General features: G+C 71.2%; 2 protein-coding genes. Both read left to right on the top strand.

From position 1 onward, the window contains the following. Positions 1-330: 330 nt before the first annotated feature. Complete coding sequence (locus ACIRGA_RS37035) at positions 331-12,306, top strand: amino acid adenylation domain-containing protein (protein ID WP_400950721.1); 11,976 nt, start codon at positions 331-333, stop codon at positions 12,304-12,306. Positions 12,307-12,356: 50 nt separating this feature from the next. After that, on the top strand, positions 12,357-17,918 hold the full coding sequence (locus ACIRGA_RS37030) for an amino acid adenylation domain-containing protein (protein WP_400950717.1): 5,562 nt from the start codon (positions 12,357-12,359) through the stop codon (positions 17,916-17,918). Positions 17,919-17,921 lie beyond the last annotated feature (3 nt).

Below are 17,921 nucleotides of genomic sequence, written 5' to 3'. Positions count from 1 at the left end.
CGTTTCGGGTTCTAACCCGAAACGCCACTCACGACCCCCTTTTGCTTTCGGGCGGCGGCTGGGCCATGTCGCGAAAGCCACTTTCGGGACATCAGACGTCGCGAAAGTGGCTTTCGCGACACCTCGGCCGCGCACACCCCCGCGGCACACGTCCTTTAGTCGCAGGGAAAACGCGGCCCGTTGGACATGTTGTCCGTGCCGACCCTTCGGGCGACGATTCTGCGGGGGGACATGCCGCGTTCGACGTCGGCTCCTCGACTTCGCGCAGGACGGGAACGAGGAATTCGAGCTTGGTTCGCCGAAGAACTTCGCTGATCGAGGGAGATATTGATGGCTCAGTCGCGGATCGAGGACATCTGGCCGCTGTCGCCGTTGCAGGCAGGGCTGGTCTTCCACGCGGTCTACGACGGTGACGGGCTCGACGTCTACATTGGACATTGGGTCCTGGAGCTGGACGGGCCCGTGGACGCGGCGAGGCTGCGCGCGGCGTGGGAGGCGCTGCTGGCCCGGCACGCCTCACTGCGGGCCTGCTTCCGGCAGCGCAAAACCGGTGAGACCGTGCAGATCATCGCGAGGCAGGCCGAACTGCCGTGGCGCGAGGTCGACCTGTCCCACCTCGACGACGCCACCCAAGCCGTGCACGAGCTGGCCGAAGAGGACCGGACGAAGCGGTTCGACCTCGCGACGGCGCCGTTGCTGCGGCTGACCTTGATCCGGCTCGGCGACGACCGTCATCGCCTCGTGGTGACCTGCCATCACGCGATCATGGACGCCTGGTCGCTGCCCATCGTGTTCGACGAGCTGTCGGCGCTGTACGCGGCGGCGGAGCTGCCGGAAGTGACGCCGTACCGCGAATATCTCGCGTGGCTGAGCCGCCAGGACAAGGCGAGGGCGCTGTCGGCCTGGACGACGGAACTGGGCGACCTCGAGTCGCAGACGCTGGTCGCGCCCGCCGATCCGGGGCGGGCGCCCGGCATTCCCGAGAGCGTTACGGTGGAACTGCCCTCGGAGCTCACCCGCTCGCTGGAGGATTTGGCCCGCGGCAACGGACTCACGCTCAACACGGTCGTGCAGGGCGCGTGGGCGCTGGTGCTCGCGCAGCTGACCGGCCGTACGGACGTCGTGTTCGGCGCGGTCGTTTCGGCGCGCCCGCCGGATCTTCCCGGCGTGGAAGGAATGGTGGGGCTGTTCCTCAACACCGTCCCGGTGCGCGCGCGGCTGCGCGGTTCGGCGCCGGTCGTCGAGATGCTGGCAGAGCTGCAGAAGCGGCAGTCGGCGCTCATTCCCGAGCAGTTCGTCGGGCTGGCGGACATCCAGCAGGCGGCCGGACCCGGCGCGAGCTTCGACACCATGATCGTCTTCGAGAACTTCCCGCGTGAGCTCGGCGGGCCGGATTCCGCCGCGCCCTTCGGTATTCGCGTGAACCAGGGCCAGGAAGCGGCCCACTACCCGCTGACGCTGGTCGCCGTTCCCGGCGAGTCGATGCTCGTCAAACTCGACTACCTGACGGATCTTTACGACGAGACCGCCGCGCTCGCCATCGTCGAGCGGTTCACCGGGGTGCTGCGGCAGCTGACGCGTGGTCTCACCGTCGCCGACATCGAAGTCACCACAGAAGCCGAGCGCGAAACGGTCGGTCGGTGGGGTGTCTCAGCTGAGCCTGCACCGGACGTGCTGGCACCGGATCTGTTCTCTCGTCAGGTCGAAAGCGCGGTGGCGGTCGTCGCCGGTGAAGAGACGCTGTCGTACGGCGAGCTGGCCGAGCGTGCCGAACGGCTCGCGGGTTACTTGAGCGGTAAGGGAGTCCGGCGCGGCGACCGGGTCGCCGTGGTGATGGACCGCTCGCCCGACCTGATCGCGACCCTGCTCGCGGTGTGGAAGGCGGGAGCGGCGTACATCCCGCTCGACCCCGCGTATCCGGCCGAGCGCGTGAAGTTCATGCTGGCGGACGCGGAACCGGCGGCGGTGGTGTGCACGGCAGCGCACCGGGACGCCGTACTGGACGGCGGTCTCGCCCCGATCGTCCTCGACGAGCCGGAAACCCGGCGTGCGGTCGCGGAATCCGCGCGGCTGTCGATCGGTGCCACGGCGAACGATGTCGCGTACGTGATGTACACGTCGGGCTCGACGGGGACGCCGAAGGGCGTGGCGGTGTCGCACGGCAACGTCGCGGCATTGGCCGGCGAGCCCGGCTGGGAGGTCGGCCCCGGCGACGCCGTGCTGATGCACGCCTCGCACGCTTTCGACATCTCCTTGTTCGAGATGTGGGTGCCGCTGCTGTCGGGCGCACGGCTCGTGCTCGCCGGATCGGGTGTGGTCGACGGCGAGGCGCTGGCCGGTTACGTGGCCTCCGGAGTCACGGCCGCCCACCTGACGGCCGGGAGCTTCCGGGTGCTGGCCGAGGAAGCGCCGGAGTCGGTCGCCGGGCTGCGCGAGGTGCTGACCGGCGGCGACGCGGTACCGCCCGCCGCGGTCGGGCGCGTGCGCCGGACCTGCCCGGACGTCCGGGTGCGGCATCTCTACGGGCCCACCGAGGCCACGCTGTGCGCGACGTGGTGGCTGCTCGAACCCGGTGACGAGATGGGCGCGGTGCTGCCGATCGGCCGTCCGCTCGCGGGCCGGCGGGTGTACGTCCTCGACGCGTTCCTGCGGCCCGTTCCCCAGGGCTTGCCTGGCGAGCTGTATGTCGCCGGAGCCGGTGTGGCGCAAGGCTATCTGGGCCGCTCGATGCTGACGGCCGAGCGGTTCGTCGCCGATCCGTTCGTCGCGGGCGGCCGCATGTACCGGACCGGGGACCTGGCGTACTGGACGGAGCACGGCACGCTGGCCTTCGCCGGCCGCGCCGACGACCAGGTGAAGATCCGCGGCTACCGCGTGGAGCCCGGGGAGATCGAGGTGGCGCTCGCCCGCCTGCCCGGTGTCGCGCAGGCCGTGGTCGTCGCCCGCGGCGAGCACCTGATCGGCTACGCCGTCCCCGAGGCGGGGCAAGGCCTGGACCCGGCGCACTTGAGCGGACAGCTGGCCGAGACGCTGCCCGAGTTCATGATCCCGGCCGCGCTGCTGGTGCTGGACGAATTGCCGTTGACCGTCAACGGGAAGGTGGACCGGCAGGCGCTGCCCGAGCCGGACTTCTCCGCGAAGGCGGCGGGCCGCGAGCCCTCGACCGAGGACGAACGAGTCCTTTGTGGAGTGTTCGCCGACGTTCTCGGGCTGGAGCGGGTCGGCGTCGAGGACAGCTTCTTCGAGCTGGGCGGCGACTCGATCTCGTCGATGCAGGTCGCCGCCCGCGCCCGGCGCGAGGGGATCTCCCTGACCCCGCGGCTGGTGTTCGAGCACCGGACGCCCGAGCGGCTGGCGGCCTTGGCCAAGGAGACCGCGGAACCGTCCACAGTGGAGTCAGGGGTCGGCGAGATCCCGATGACGCCGGTGATGCTCGCTCTCGGCGAGAACGCCGTACGTCCCGGTTTCGCGCAGGCCAGGGTTCTCGTCACTCCGGCAGGATTCGACCAGGACGCGCTGGTCAAGGCCCTGCAGGCCGTGCTGGACACGCACGATCTGCTGCGGGCCCGGGTGGAATCGGGACGGCTGATCGTGCCCGAGCCGGGTGCCGTCGACGCGGCCGCCGTGGTGACGCGGGTCATCGACGAGAACCTGGACGAGGCCGCCGGACGCGAGGTTCGGCGGGCGACGGCCGCGCTGGACCCGGCCGCCGGGGCCATGCTGCGCGCGGTGTGGATCGACGATCCGGACTCCGGGCAGGGCCGGTTGGCGCTGGTGGCGCATCACTTGGCCGTCGACGCGGTCTCGTGGGGAATCATCCTGCCGGATCTGCGCTCGGCCTACGAAGACGCGGCGCTCGAACCCGTGGCGACGCCCTACCGGCAGTGGGCGCGGCGGCTCGCCGAGCAGGCGCGCGACGAGCGCACCGTGGCCGAAACCGAGCGGTGGATCGCCCTCCTCGACGGGGCGGAACCGGCCGTGGAGCTGAGCGCGGGCAAGACGCACTCATGGTCCGCGACGATGTCCGGCGACGCGGCGGACGACCTGCTGACCCGGCTGCCGAACGCCTTCCACTGCGGGATCCAAGACGTCCTGCTGGCGGGTATCGCCGGTGCGGTGACGCGGCTGCGCGGGACCGGTGGCGCGCTGCTGGTGGACGTCGAAGGCCACGGCCGTGAGGCCGCCGACGGTGAGGATCTGCTGCGCACCGTGGGCTGGTTCACCAGCGTGCACCCGGTCCGTTTCGACGTCTCGGCGGGAGAGTTGCTGAAGACCGCCAAGGAACAGATCCGCGCCGTCCCCGGTGACGGGCTCGGGTACGGGCTGCTGCGCTACCTCAACCCCGAAACCGGTGCCAGGCTCGCGGAGCTGCCGTCCGCGCAGATCGGCTTCAACTATCTCGGCCGCACAAGCCTTTCCGCCAAGGATCGGGCGTGGCAGCCGGCGGGCGAAGGGCCGCTCGGCGGTGGGCCGGACATGATCCTGGCCCACCCCGTGGAGGTCGGCGCGGAGGTCCAGGACACGCCGGACGGGCCCCGGCTCGGGCTCGCCATCGACGGCCGGGATATCGACCCCGCCACGGTGGAGCGCCTCGGCGAGGCCTGGCTGGCGATGCTGACCGCGCTCGCCGGCGATCCCGCCGCGGGCGGGCACACGCCGTCCGACTTCGCTCTCGTCGAGATGGTGCAGCAGGACGTGACGGAGCTGGAAGCCGCGACGCCGGGCCTGACCGACATCTGGCCGCTTTCGCCGCTCCAGGAAGGCATGCTCTTCGAACGGGCGGTCGCCGATGACGGCGTCGACGTCTACCAGAGCCAGCGGATCCTGGACCTCGACGGGCCGCTCGACGCGGACCGGCTGCGCGCCGCGTGGACCCAGGTGGTCGTCCGGCACGATTCGCTCCGGACGGGTTTCCACCAGCTGGGTTCCGGCGCCCCGGTGCAGGTCGTCGCCGCCGAGGCCGAAATCCCTTGGCGCACGGTCGATCTGTCGCACGTCGGAGAGGCGGACGCGGCCGCGGAGATCGAGCGGCTGCTCGCCGAGGACCAGGCGGAGCGGTTCGACGTGACCAAGGCGCCGCTGCTCCGGCTGATGCTGATCAAGCTCGGCCCGGTGCGGCACCGCTTCGTGCTGACGTCGCACCACGTTCTCCTCGACGGCTGGTCCACACCGCTCGTCCTGGGCGAAGTGTCGATCGCGTACGCGGGCGGGCGGGCGCCGTCGAAGTCACCGTCCTATAAGGACTACCTGACCTGGTTGGCCCGTCAGGACGTGCAGGCGACGCAGGAGGCCTGGCGAGCCGAGCTCGCCGGTTCCGACGAGCCGACCGTGGTGGACGCCGACGCGGACAAGGCGATGGTCGTGCCGGGTGAGCACGCCGAATGGCTGCCCGAAGCCGCGACACGGGCCCTCACGGGGTTCGCCCGCGGGCACGGCCTGACCTTGAGCACGATCGTGCAGGGCGCGTGGGCGCTGGTGCTGTCGCGGCTCGCCCGCCGGACGGACGTCGTGTTCGGGACGGTCGTTTCCGGGCGTCCGGCCGAGGTGCCGGACGTGGAACAGATGGTGGGGATGTTCATCAACACCGTCCCGGTGCGCGTGCGCCTCGACGGTGACCTGCCGGTGCTGGAGCTGCTCCAGGATCTGCAGACCCGCCAGTCGGCGCTGACCGAGCACCAGTACCTGGGGCTGTCGCAGGTGCAGCGCGCGGCGGGGGCGGGCGCGGTCTTCGACACCATCGTGATGATCGAGAACTACCCGCACGACGCCGACGGTCTCGGCGACGACGGCGGGGTTTCGATCAGCTCGGTCGTCACCAGGACCGGCACCGGCTATCCGCTGACCATGAGCGTTTCCCCCGGCAAGACCCTGCAGATCCGCGTGGCGTACCGGCCCGACCGGATCGAGGCGGGAACGGCGGCCGAGGTCGCCAGGCAGGTCGTTCGGGTGCTGGAGCGGGTGTCCGAGGAGGCATCGCTTCCCGTGGGCCGCCTCGGTGTGACCAGCGAACCGGCGCGCGAATCCGTGGTGGAGCGGTGGAACGCGACGGGCGAGGCGACGTCCGATGCCACGGTGCCGGAGCTGTTCCGGCGGCGGGCCGGGGAGTCGCCGGACGCTGTAGCCGTCGTCGACGGGGATCGCACGCTGTCCTACGCCGAGCTGGACCGGGAATCCGATGGGCTGGCCGGGTACTTGGCCGCGCGGGGTGTCCGGCGCGGTGACCGCGTCGGCGTTGTGCTGGAACGCGGCGCGGATCTGCTCGTCGCCCTGCTCGCGGTCTGGAAGGCCGGCGCGGCACAGGTCCCGGTGAACGTGGACTACCCCGCGGAGCGGATCGAGCGGATGCTGACCGATTCCGGTGCGGCGCTGGCGATCTGTGTGGCGGCGAGCCGTGACGCGGTGCCGGTCGGCGTCGAACCGGTGGTCATGGGCGCGATGGAGTACGCGGCGCCGCCCGTCACCGTCGGCGCGCACGACGTGGCTTACGTGATGTACACGTCGGGATCGACCGGCGTGCCGAAGGGCGTCGCGGTGCCGCATGGCAGTGTCGCGGCTCTCGCGGGGGATCCGGGCTGGTCGCAGGGACCCGGGGATCGCGTGCTGCTGCACGCTTCCCACGCGTTCGACGCGTCGCTCGTCGAGATCTGGGTGCCGCTGGTGAGCGGGGCCACCGTCGTGGTCGCGGAACCGGGCGCGGTCGACGCGCAGCGGGTGCGGGAGGCGATCGAAAACGGCGTCACGACCCTTCACCTGACTGCCGGGACTTTCCGTGTGGTGGCAGAAGAAGCGCCTGAGTCGTTCATCGGACTGCGGGAAATCCTGACGGGCGGCGACGCGGTGCCGCTCGCCTCCGTCGAGCGGATGCGCCGTGCCTGCCCGGACGTCCGGTTCCGTCAGCTGTACGGACCCACCGAGATCACCTTGTGCGCCACCTGGCTGGTCCTCGAACCGGGTGCCGAAACGGGCGACGTCCTGCCGATCGGCGGACCGCTGGCCGGACGGCAGGCATACGTGCTCGACGCGTTCCTGCAGCCGGTGGCGCCGAACGTGACCGGCGAGCTGTACCTCGCCGGTGCCGGTCTCGCGCACGGCTATCTGGGCGCTCCGGACGCGACGGCGCAGCGCTTCGTCGCGAGTCCGTTCGCCGTCGGTGAGCGGATGTACCGCACCGGGGACCTCGCGCGCTGGACCGAAAACGGCGAGTTGCTGTTCGGCGGCCGGGCCGACTCCCAAGTGAAGATCCGCGGCTACCGCGTCGAACCGGGCGAGATCGAGGCGGCGCTGACCGCACTGCCCGAGGTCGCTCAGGCGGTCGTGGTGGCTCGGGAAGAGCGTCCCGGCGAGAAGCGGCTGATCGCCTATGTCACCGCGGAATCGGAAGTGGACGCCGAGACGGTCCGCACGCGGCTCGCCGATCGGCTGCCGGAGTTCATGGTGCCCGCGGTGGTGCTCGTGCTCGACACCTTCCCGTTGACCCTCAACGGAAAGATCGACCGCGCCGCCCTGCCCGCCCCCGAATTCGCCGGGCGATCCGCCGGCCGCGAACCGCGGACCGAGGCCGAACGCGTGCTGACCGAGCTGTTCGCCGAGATCCTCGGCGTGGACCGGGTCGGCGCGGACGACAGCTTCTTCGAACTGGGCGGCGACTCGATCCTCTCGATGCGGCTGGCCGCCCGCGCCCGGCGCGAGGACTTCGTCTTCGGTGCCAAGCAGGTCTTCGAGCAGAAGACTCCCGCGGGGATCGCGGCGGTCGCCGGACGCGGCGTGCGGCAGGCCGAGGCCACCGACGGCGTCGGCGAGGTGCCGTGGACGCCGGTCGTGCGGGCGCTGCTGGAACGCGATCCCGGCGCGATGTCGCGGGGCGCGCTGGCGCAGTGGGTGACCGCGGGCGTGCCCGGCGATCTGACCGAGACGGCGCTGACGGCCGGGCTGCGTGCGGTGATCGACACCCACGACCTGCTGCGGAGCCGGGTCACCGAGTCGGGTCTGGTCGTGGTCGAGCGGGGAACCGTCGACGCGGCCGCCCTGCTCCAGCGGGTCGAGGCCGGAGATGGTGACCTCGACGAACTCGCGGACCGCCTCGCCCACGAGGCGGCCGGACGGCTCGACCCCGTCGCGGGCGTGATGTTCCAGGCCGTTTGGGTGGATGCGGGAACCGAGGGGCGGCTCGTGCTGGCCGCCCACCACCTCGCGGTCGACGTCGTGTCGTGGCGTGTCCTGCTGGCGGATCTGCAGGTGGCCTGCGAGGAACCGGTGCTCGACCCGCCGCCCGTCTCGTTCCGGCGCTGGGCGCGGACGCTGGCCGATCAGGCGGCGTCGCGGACCGGGGAACTGGAACTGTGGAAGGGAATCCTCGACGGCGCACAGGCGCGGATCGGCGAACTCGACCCTGAGCGCGACACCATCGCGACTTCCGGGCGCAGGTCGTGGACCCTGCCGCGCGATCGCGCGAGCGTGCTCGTCGAGAAGGCCACCACGGCCTTCCACTGCGGCGTCCACGAGGTGCTGCTGGCCACCCTCGCCGGTGCGGTCACCCAATGGCGTGGCGGCACCGCCGTCGTGGTGGACGTCGAAGGTCACGGCCGTGAGCCCCTCGACGGGATGGACCTGTCGCGCACGCTCGGCTGGTTCACCGACGTCCATCCGTTGAGGTTGGACACCGTCGGGGCGGACACACCTGGCCGGTTGCTCAAGCAGGTCAAGGAAAACGTGCGGGCGGTGCCCGACGGCGGGCTCGGCTACGGGATGCTGCGGTATCTCGACGCCGAGACCGGGAAGGCGCTGGCGGCGCTGCCGTCGCCGGAGATCGGGTTCAACTACCTCGGGCGGTTCTCGCCCCGGCCCGACGGCGACGCGGAACCCTGGCAGCTGGCCGGGACCATCGGCGGCACGGCCGAGGACGACCTGCCGCTGCGGCACGCCGTCGAGATCGACGCGGTCGTCCTCGACGGGGAGATCACGCTGACTCTGACCTGGGCGGAACGGCTGCTCACCGAAGCCGACGCGGAGGCGCTCGGCCAGGCGTGGCTGGACATGCTGACCAAGCTCGCCATCGACGCCGAGGGCGGCGCGGGAGGACACACGCCGTCCGACTTCCCGCTCATTTCGCTGACGCAGCGGGAAGTGGCGGACGTCGAGGCGCTCGTCCCGAGCCTGCACGACATCTGGCCGCTTTCCCCGCTGCAGGAAGGACTGCTGTTCCACGCGGTGGACGAACGCGGCCCGGACGTCTACGCCGGTATCCGCGACATCATCCTCGACGGGCCGCTGGACGTCGCCCGGTTCCGCGCGTCGTGGCAGACCCTGCTCGACCGGCATCCCGCGCTGCGGGCGGGTTTCCACCGGCTCGGCTCCGGCACGGCCGTCCAGGCGGTCGTCCGCGATGTTCCGGTGCCGTGGCAGGAAACCGACCTGTCCCACCTGCCCGAGGACGAGGCGCTGGCGGAATTCGAGCGGCTCACGGCGGAGTCCCAAGCCGAGCGGTTCGATCTGGCGAAGGCGCCGCTGCTGCACCTGCACCTGGTGCGGTTCACCGACCGCAGGCACCGGCTGGTGCTCCGGTCGCACCACATCTCGGCCGACGGCTGGTCGCTCCCGGTCTTCCTCGGCGAGGTGATGGCGGCGTACGAAGATGGCCAGTCGCTTCCCACACCGACGTCGTACCGCGAGTACCTCGCCTGGCTTTCCCGCCAGGACAAGGCGGCCGCGAAGGAAGCGTGGCGGACCGAACTCGCCGGGCTCGACGAGGCGACCCACGTGGTGCCGCCGGACACGATCGCCGTGCCCATCGAGCCGGACCGTGTCCGCTTCGAACTCGACGACGACCTGAGCGGTCGCCTGATGGAGTTCACGCGGCGCCACGGCGTCACGACGAACACGCTTTTCCAAGGGGTGTGGGCACTTCTGCTGGCCAGGCTGACCGGACGCGAGGACGTCGTCTTCGGGACCACGGTGGCCGGACGGCCGATCGAGATCCCGGGTGTCGAGTCCGCGGTCGGCCTGTTCATGAACATGCTGCCGGTCCGCGCCCGGCTCGCCGGTGCCCAGCCGTTCCTCGAAATGCTGGCGGATCTGCAAGAACGCCAGGTCGCGCTGATGCCGCACCAGCACGTCGGGCTGACCGAGATCAACCAGCTCGCCGGGCCCGGCGCGGCCTTCGACACGATCGTGGTGTTCGAGAACTACCCGCCGCCGCCCCCGCCGTCCGACGACCCCCACGTCCTCGCCCTGCGCCCGGCGGGGATCCCGGACGACACCGGGCACTATCCGTTGTCCCTCCGCGCTTCCGAAGGCGGCGGCGTCCACGGCGAGGTCATCTACCGGCCGGACGTGTTCGACCGGACGCGGATCGAGGAGTTCGTCGCCTCGATCATCCGGGCGCTCGAGCAGGTCGTGACCGAACCGCGCGTGCCGGTCGGCCGGGTCGCCCTGATCGGGCCGGAGCAGCGCCGTCTGGTGATCGACGAATGGAACCGGACCGAGGTGCCGTTCGAGGCCGAAGCCTTGCCGGCGTTGTTCCGCCGTCAGGTCGAGAAGTCCCGCGACGCGGTGGCGATCGAGGACGCGAAGCGGACCCTGACCTTCGGCGAACTGCTCGGCGAGGTCGAAACACTGGCGCGGTTGCTCGTCGGGCTCGGCGTCCGGCGGGAGACCCGGATCGGTGTGCTGGTCGAGCGGTCGGCCGAACTCGTGGTGACCATGATGGGCGTGACGTTCGCCGGCGGCGCGTTCGTCCCGGTCGACCCGGACTATCCGGCCGAGCGTGTCGAGCTGATGCTGACGAGTTCGGCGCCGCGGGTGCTGGTGTGCACGGCGGCCACCCGGTCGGTCGTGCCGTCGACGTTCGACGGCGAAATCCTGCTGCTGGACGAACCTCCGGCCGCGGATCCGGCGGTCGTGCTGCCGCCGGTGAAGACGACCGACGCGGCGTACGTGATCTACACGTCGGGGTCGACGGGGGTGCCGAAGGGTGTCATGGTCACCCATTCCGGGCTCGGGAACCTGGCGACGGCGCATATCGAACGCCTCGGCGTGACGTCGTCCTCGCGGGTCCTGCAGTTGTCCGCGATCGGTTTCGACGCCATCGTCTCCGAGCTGTACATGTCCCTGCTGGCCGGCGCGACCCTGGTGCTGGCCGGCGCGGAGACCATGCCGCCGCGGGTGACGCTCGGCGACGCGCTGCGGCGCTGGGGGATCACGCATCTCACGGTGTCGCCGAGTGTGCTGGCGGTCGAGGAGGACCTGCCGGACACCCTGCGCGGGGTGCTGACCGGCGGCGAGGTGTGCACGCCCGCGCTGGTCGACCGCTGGTCGCCGGGCCGCCGGTTCATCAACGCCTACGGCCCGACCGAGACGACGATCTGCTCGACCATGAGCGCCCCGTTGTCGCCGGGACACGAGGTGGTCCCGCTCGGCGGCCCGATCCGGAACGTGAAGCACTACATCCTCGACGCGTACCTGCAGCCGGTGCCACCAGGGGTGGAGGGCGAGCTGTACATCGCGGGCGCGGGTCTCGCCCGCGGGTACCTGGGGCGGCCGGGCCTGACGTCGGAACGGTTCGTCGCCGACCCGTTCACCCCGGGCGAGCGCATGTACCGCTCCGGCGACCGGTTCCGCCGGGCTCCCGACGGCGAGCTGTTCTTCGTCGGCCGGGTCGACGCGCAGGTGAAGGTGCGCGGCTACCGGGTGGAGCCCGCGGAGATCGAGAACGTGCTGGCCGAGCATCCCGGCGTCGCCCAGGCGGCGGTCGCCGTGCACCGGGACGGGCCCGGCGACAAACGGCTGGTGGCCTACGTCGTGCCGTCGGACGACGCCGACGGCTCGCTGACGTCGGTGCTGCGCGACATGGCGGCGGAACGGCTGCCGGAGTACATGATGCCCGCGGCGTTCGTGGCGCTGGAGAAGATGCCGCTCACCCCGAACGGCAAGCTCGACCACCGGGCGCTCCAGGCGCCCGACTTCTCCGGCATGTCCTCCGGACGCGACCCGCGCACGGCCATGGAGGCGAGGCTGTGCGAGCTGTTCGCGGACGTGCTCGGCCTGGAACAGGTCGGGCCCGACGACAGCTTCTTCGAACTCGGCGGCGACTCGATCATCTCGATGCAGCTGTCGGCCCGCGCCCGCCGGGAAGGGCTCGAACTGAGCCCGTGGCAGGTGTTCGAAGAGAAGACACCGGAACGGCTGGCGACGCTCGTCAAGGAGATCCCGGCCGAAGGCGAGAGCACCCCGGAACCGGAACCCTCCGGTGGCTCACTCGTCGCGCTTTCCGCTGACCAACTGGACCAGCTCGAGGCCGGGTTCTCGTGAACCCCCTCACGAAACGCGAGTTCACTCGACCACTCACCAAGGAGCAGATCGTGACCGTTGACGACACTCGCGCGAAACCGCGTTCCAGCGTGGAGGACGTCTGGCCTCTTTCCCCGCTGCAGGAGGGAATGCTCTATCACACCGCGCTCGACGACGACGGGCCGGACACCTACACCGTGCAGACCGTTTACGGTATCGACGGCCCGCTGGACGCCGCGCTGCTGCGGGCGACCTGGCAGGCACTGGTCGACCGGCACGCCGCGCTGCGGGCCTGTTTCCGTTATGTCAGCGGCGCGCAGATGGTGCAGGTCATCACCCGCGACGCGCGAATCCCTTGGCGCGAAACGGATCTCACCGGGCTGCCGGAGGAGATCCTCGACAGCGAGGTGGACCGGCTGGCCGCGGACGAGCTGGCCGAGCGGCTCCGGATCGAGGTGGCGCCGCTGATGAAGCTGCACCTGATCAGGCTCGGCCCGGACCGCCACCGGCTCGTGCACACGCTGCACCACGTGCTGACCGACGGCTGGTCGATGCCGATCATCCACCGCGAACTCGCCGCGATCTACGCCGCGGGCGGGGACGCGTCCGGCCTGCCGCCCACAGTGTCCTATCGGGACTATCTCGCCTGGCTCGGCAAGCAGGACAAGGAAATCGCCCGTGCCGCCTGGCGCGAGGAGTTCGCCGGGATCGACACGCCCACCGCGATCGCGCCCGCCGATCCCGGCCGGGTGCCGGAAATCGACACCACGATCGTCGAACTGTCCGAGGAACTCACCGACGGGCTGGCGAATCTGGCGCGCGGACACGACCTCACGCTGAACACCGTCGTGCAGGGCGCGTGGGCCGTGGTGCTGTCGCAGCTCGCCGGGCGGACCGAAGTCGTGTTCGGTGCGACCGCGTCGGGCCGTCCCGCCGAATTGGCCGGCGTCGAGTCGATGGTCGGCCAGCTGCTCAACACCCTGCCGGTGCGGGTGCGGCTCGACGGCGGGAAACGGGCCGTCGACCTGTTCGCCGAACTTCAGCGCGACCAGTCGGCGCTCATGGCCCACCAGCATCTCGGCCTGCAGGACGTGCAGGCCGTGGTCGGGCCCGGCGCGGTCTTCGACACGCTCGTCATCTACGAGAACTTCCCCCGCAAGGGGCTCGGCCAGGCGCACGACGGCCTGACTCTGCGTCCGGTCAAACGCGGGCGCAACTCGTCGCACTACCCGTTCACCCTGGTCACCGGTCCGGGTGAGCGGATGCCGCTCATCCTCGACTACGACCGCGGCCTGTTCGACGAGAAGGTCGCCGGATCGGTCGTCGGCGCGCTGGCCCGCGTGCTGGAGGGGCTGGTCGCCGACCCCGGCGTCCTCGTCGGCCGGTTGACCCTGCTGAGCGAGGCCGAGCGCGCCTTGGTGGTGGACGAATTCAACGCGACCGAGGGCCCGGTGCCCGGCGAATCCGTCGTCGAACTGTTCGCGCGGCGGGTGACCGAGGCGCCCGAGGCGGTCGCGATCACCGACGCCGACGGAGCGGACCTGACCTACGCCGCCGTCGACCAGGCCTCGAGCCGGCTGGCCGCATACCTCGCCTCCCGTGGCGTCGGCCGCGGCGACCGGGTCGGGGTGGCGATGGAACGGTCGCCGGAGCTGCTGATCGCGTTCCTGGCCATCTGGAAGGCAGGTGCCGCGTACGTTCCGGTGGACGTCGAGTACCCGGCCGAGCGGATCGCGTTCATCCTCGACGACTCCGCGGTCTCGGTCGTCGTGTGCACTCAGGCCACCAGCGGCGTCGTTCCGAAGGACACGATCGTCCTCGACGCACCGGAAACACGGGCCGCCATCGACGCTTTCGCGGTCACCACAACGGAATTCCGGCCGAGCGCGGACGATCTGGCGTACGTCATGTACACCTCCGGGTCCACCGGTCTGCCCAAGGGCGTCGGCATTCCCCACGGCGGCGTGGCGGGCCTGGCGGGCGACCAGGGCTGGCTGATCGGCCCCGGCGACGGCGTGCTGATGCACGCGACCCACGTCTTCGACCCCTCGCTGTACGCGATGTGGGTGCCGCTCTCGACGGGTGCGCGTGTCCTGCTCACCGAGCCGGGCGTGCTGGACGCGGCCGGGGTGCGGCAGGCCGTCGCCCGCGGCGCGAACTACGTCCACCTCACCGCCGGCACCTTCCGCGCGCTGGCGGAGACGTCGCCGGAATGCTTCGACGGCCTGGTCGAGATCGGTACCGGCGGGGACATCGTTCCCGCGCAGTCCGTGGAAAACCTGCGGCGGGCCCAGCCGGATCTGCGGGTGCGCAACACCTACGGGCCGACCGAGACCACGCTGTGCGCGACGTGGCTTCCGATCGAACCCGGTGACGTCGTCGATCGGGAACTGCCGATCGGGCACCCCATGACGAACCGCAAGATCTACCTCCTCGACGCGTTCCTGCGGCCGGTCGCCCCGGGTGTGGCCGGCGAGCTGTACATCGCGGGCACGGGGCTGGCGCGCGGATACCTCGACAGCCCGGGCCTTACGTCCGAGCGGTTCGTGGCGTGCCCGTTCCTGCCCGGCGAACGCATGTACCGCACCGGCGACCTGGCCCGCTGGACCCGCGACGGCGAGGTGGTGTTCCTCGAACGCGCCGACGACCAGGTGAAGATCCGCGGCTACCGCGTCGAACTCGGCGAGGTCGAAGCCGTGCTGGCCGCCCAGCCGGGCGTGGTCGAGGCCGTCGTCATGGCGCGTGAAGACCAGCCGGGCGAGAAGCGGCTGGTCGGCTACTTCGTCTCCGACGGCGGTGACGCCGGCCCGGAGGAGATCAAGCGGCAGATGGGCCTGGTGCTGCCCGCGTACATGGTCCCCATGGCCGTCGTCGCCCTGCCCGGTCTGCCGGTCACCCCCAACGGCAAGGTCGACCGCCGGGCCCTGCCCGCTCCGGATCTCGCGGGCCGCGCGTCGGAGAAGGCGCCGGAGAGCGAGTCGGAGAAGGTCCTCTGCGAGCTGTTCTCCGAGATCCTCGGCGTCGACAACGTGGGTGTCGACGACGCTTTCCACGACCTCGGCGGAAGTTCGGCGCTGGCGATGCGGCTGATCGCACGGATCCGCGAGGTGATCGGCGTGGATCTGCCCATCCGGCAGCTGTTCTCCTCGCCCACGCCCGCCGGTGTCGCCAGGGCGCTCGCCGCGAAGTCGCGGCCCGCGCTGGAACCCGCCGAGCGGCCCGAGCGCGTTCCGCTCACCGCGCGGCAGCTGCGCGCCTGGCTGCTGGCCAACCCCGGCGAAGAGACCGCGGGCCTGCACATCTCGGTCGCGCTGCGCCTGCGCGGCAGGCTGGACGTGCCCGCGCTGGCGGCGGCGCTCGGCGACGTCGCGACCCGGCACGAGGTGCTGCGCACGACCTTCCCGGGTGACGCGCAGAGTGTTCGGCAGGACGTCCACGAGCCCGCGGCCATCGAGCTGTCCCCGGTGCCCGCCACCGAGGAAGACCTTCCCGGACTGCTCGCGGCGCTGCGCGCGTCGGTCTTCGACCTCACCGCCGAAGTGCCTTGGCGCTGCGACCTTTTCGCGCTCGCGGAGAAGGAACACGTGCTGCACCTCCGGCTGCACCGGATCCTCGCCGACGACGATTCGCTCGACGTGTTCTTCCGCGACCTGGCGGCCGCGTACGGCGCGCGGCGTTCGGGCCGGGTCCCGGAGCGCGCGCCGCTGGCGCTGCAGTTCGCCGACTACGCGATCTGGGAGCAGCGGCTGCTCGCGGACGAGGACGAACAGGGCAGCCTGATCAACGAGCAGGTCGTTTTCTGGCGGGACACCCTGACCGGGATCGACGGGGAGACGGTGCTCCCGTTCGACCGGCCGCGTCCGGCGGTCCCGTCGCGCAAGGCCGGCACGGTCGCGCTGCGGCTGGGTGCCGAGCCGTACGACCGGCTGACGGAAGCGGTGGAGCGGCTCGGCGCGGACACGATCCACGTCGTGCACGCCGCGCTCGCCATGCTGCTGACGAAATTCGGCGCGGGCGAGGACCTGGTGATCGGCACGACGCTGGCGCGGGACGAGGACCTCATCGACCTCGAACCGATGATCGGGCCGTTCGCCCGCCCCTTCGCCCTGCGCACGGATCTCTCCGGCGACCCGACCTTCCTCGAGGTCGTCACGCGGGTGCAGGAAGCCGTGCGGGCCGCGCGCCAGCATCTCGACGTGCCCTTCGAGCGGATCGTCGAGCTGCTGGACCTGCCGGCCTCGCTGTCCCGCCACCCCGTGTTCCAGGTGGGACTGGAGGTCGACGAGGAGGACATCGGCGCGTGGGACGCGGCGGAACTGCCCGCCCTGCGCACCAGCGTCGAACCCGGCGGAACCGAGGCCACGGAACTGGATCTCGCGTTCAAGCTCACCGAGCGGCTCGACGAGGACGACAACGAGGACGGTCTCGAAGGCACTCTTCGGTACGCCGCCGACCTTTTCGACGAGGCGACGGCGGAATCGGTGGCACGGCGGCTGGTCCACGTCCTGGAGCAGGTCGCGGAGGATCCCCAGCGGCGGATCAGCGAGCTGGACCTCTTCCTCGACGAGACCGAACGCGGCCGTCCGGCGATCGCCCCCGCCCGGTGGGCGGGCGAGGTGCCCGCGGTGGTCGCGGAGCTGGGCCCGCTCGGCGCGCTCGTGCTCGACGCACAGCGGCGGCCGGTCGCCCCGGGCGTCGTCGGCGATCTCTACGTCACCGGTCCGGCGGTCGACGAGGGCGGATCCGGTGAGCCCTGCCCGTTCGGCGAGCCGGGTCACCGGATGCTGAACACCGGCCTGCTCGCCCGCAAGACCCCGGCCAAGACCCTGATCGTGGTGGGGGAGCGGCGGCGCACGAGCACCGCGGTGAAGACGGGCGACTACGAGATCCTGTTGCCACTGCAGGCGAACGGCGACCGTCCGCCGCTGTTCTGCGTGCACGCGAGCGGCGGGCTGAGCTGGAACTACGGGCCGCTGCTGCGGCATCTCCCCGCGAACCAGCCGGTCTACGGCGTGCAGGCGCGCGGTCTCGCGCGGACCGAACGCCTGCCCGAGAGCGTCGAGGAAATGGCGGCCGACTATCTCGCGCATATCCGTGCCGTGCAGCCGACCGGGCCGTACCACCTGCTCGGCTGGTCGCTCGGCGGCCGGATCGCGCAGGCGATGGCCGCGATGCTCGAAGCCGACGGGGAAGAACTCGGCCTCCTCGCCCTGCTCGACGCGTACCCCGTCTACATGGGACGGAACGCGACCGGCACGGTGACCGAAGAGGCCGCGCGCGATGAGGACGGTCTCCAGAAACGGAAACAGCAGGATCTGGAGCTGGCGGGCGGAATGGTCCAGGGCCCCGGTGCCCGGGAGCGGCTGGAAGCGGTGATGAAGAACCTCTGGAAGGTCGGGCCGCAGCACACGGCCTCGCCGTTCAACGGCGACATCCTGCTCTTCGTCGCTTCGGAGGACCGGCCGGCGCACCTGCCCGTGTCGGAGGCCGTCGCCGGCTGGAAGGACTTCACCAGCGGCGCCATCGAACACCACGAGATCCCGACCAACCATTACGACATGGTGCAACCCGCGGCGTTGGTCCAGATTGGGTCCATCGTCGCCGAGAAGCTCCGGCCGCGGCCGGGCGCCTGAAAG

It is taken from the genome of Amycolatopsis sp. NPDC102389 (assembly GCF_044765885.1).
GTDB lineage: Bacteria > Actinomycetota > Actinomycetes > Mycobacteriales > Pseudonocardiaceae > Amycolatopsis.
The sequence above is the reverse complement of the archived record's forward strand: the minus strand, read 5'-3'. Positions and strand labels throughout refer to the sequence as shown.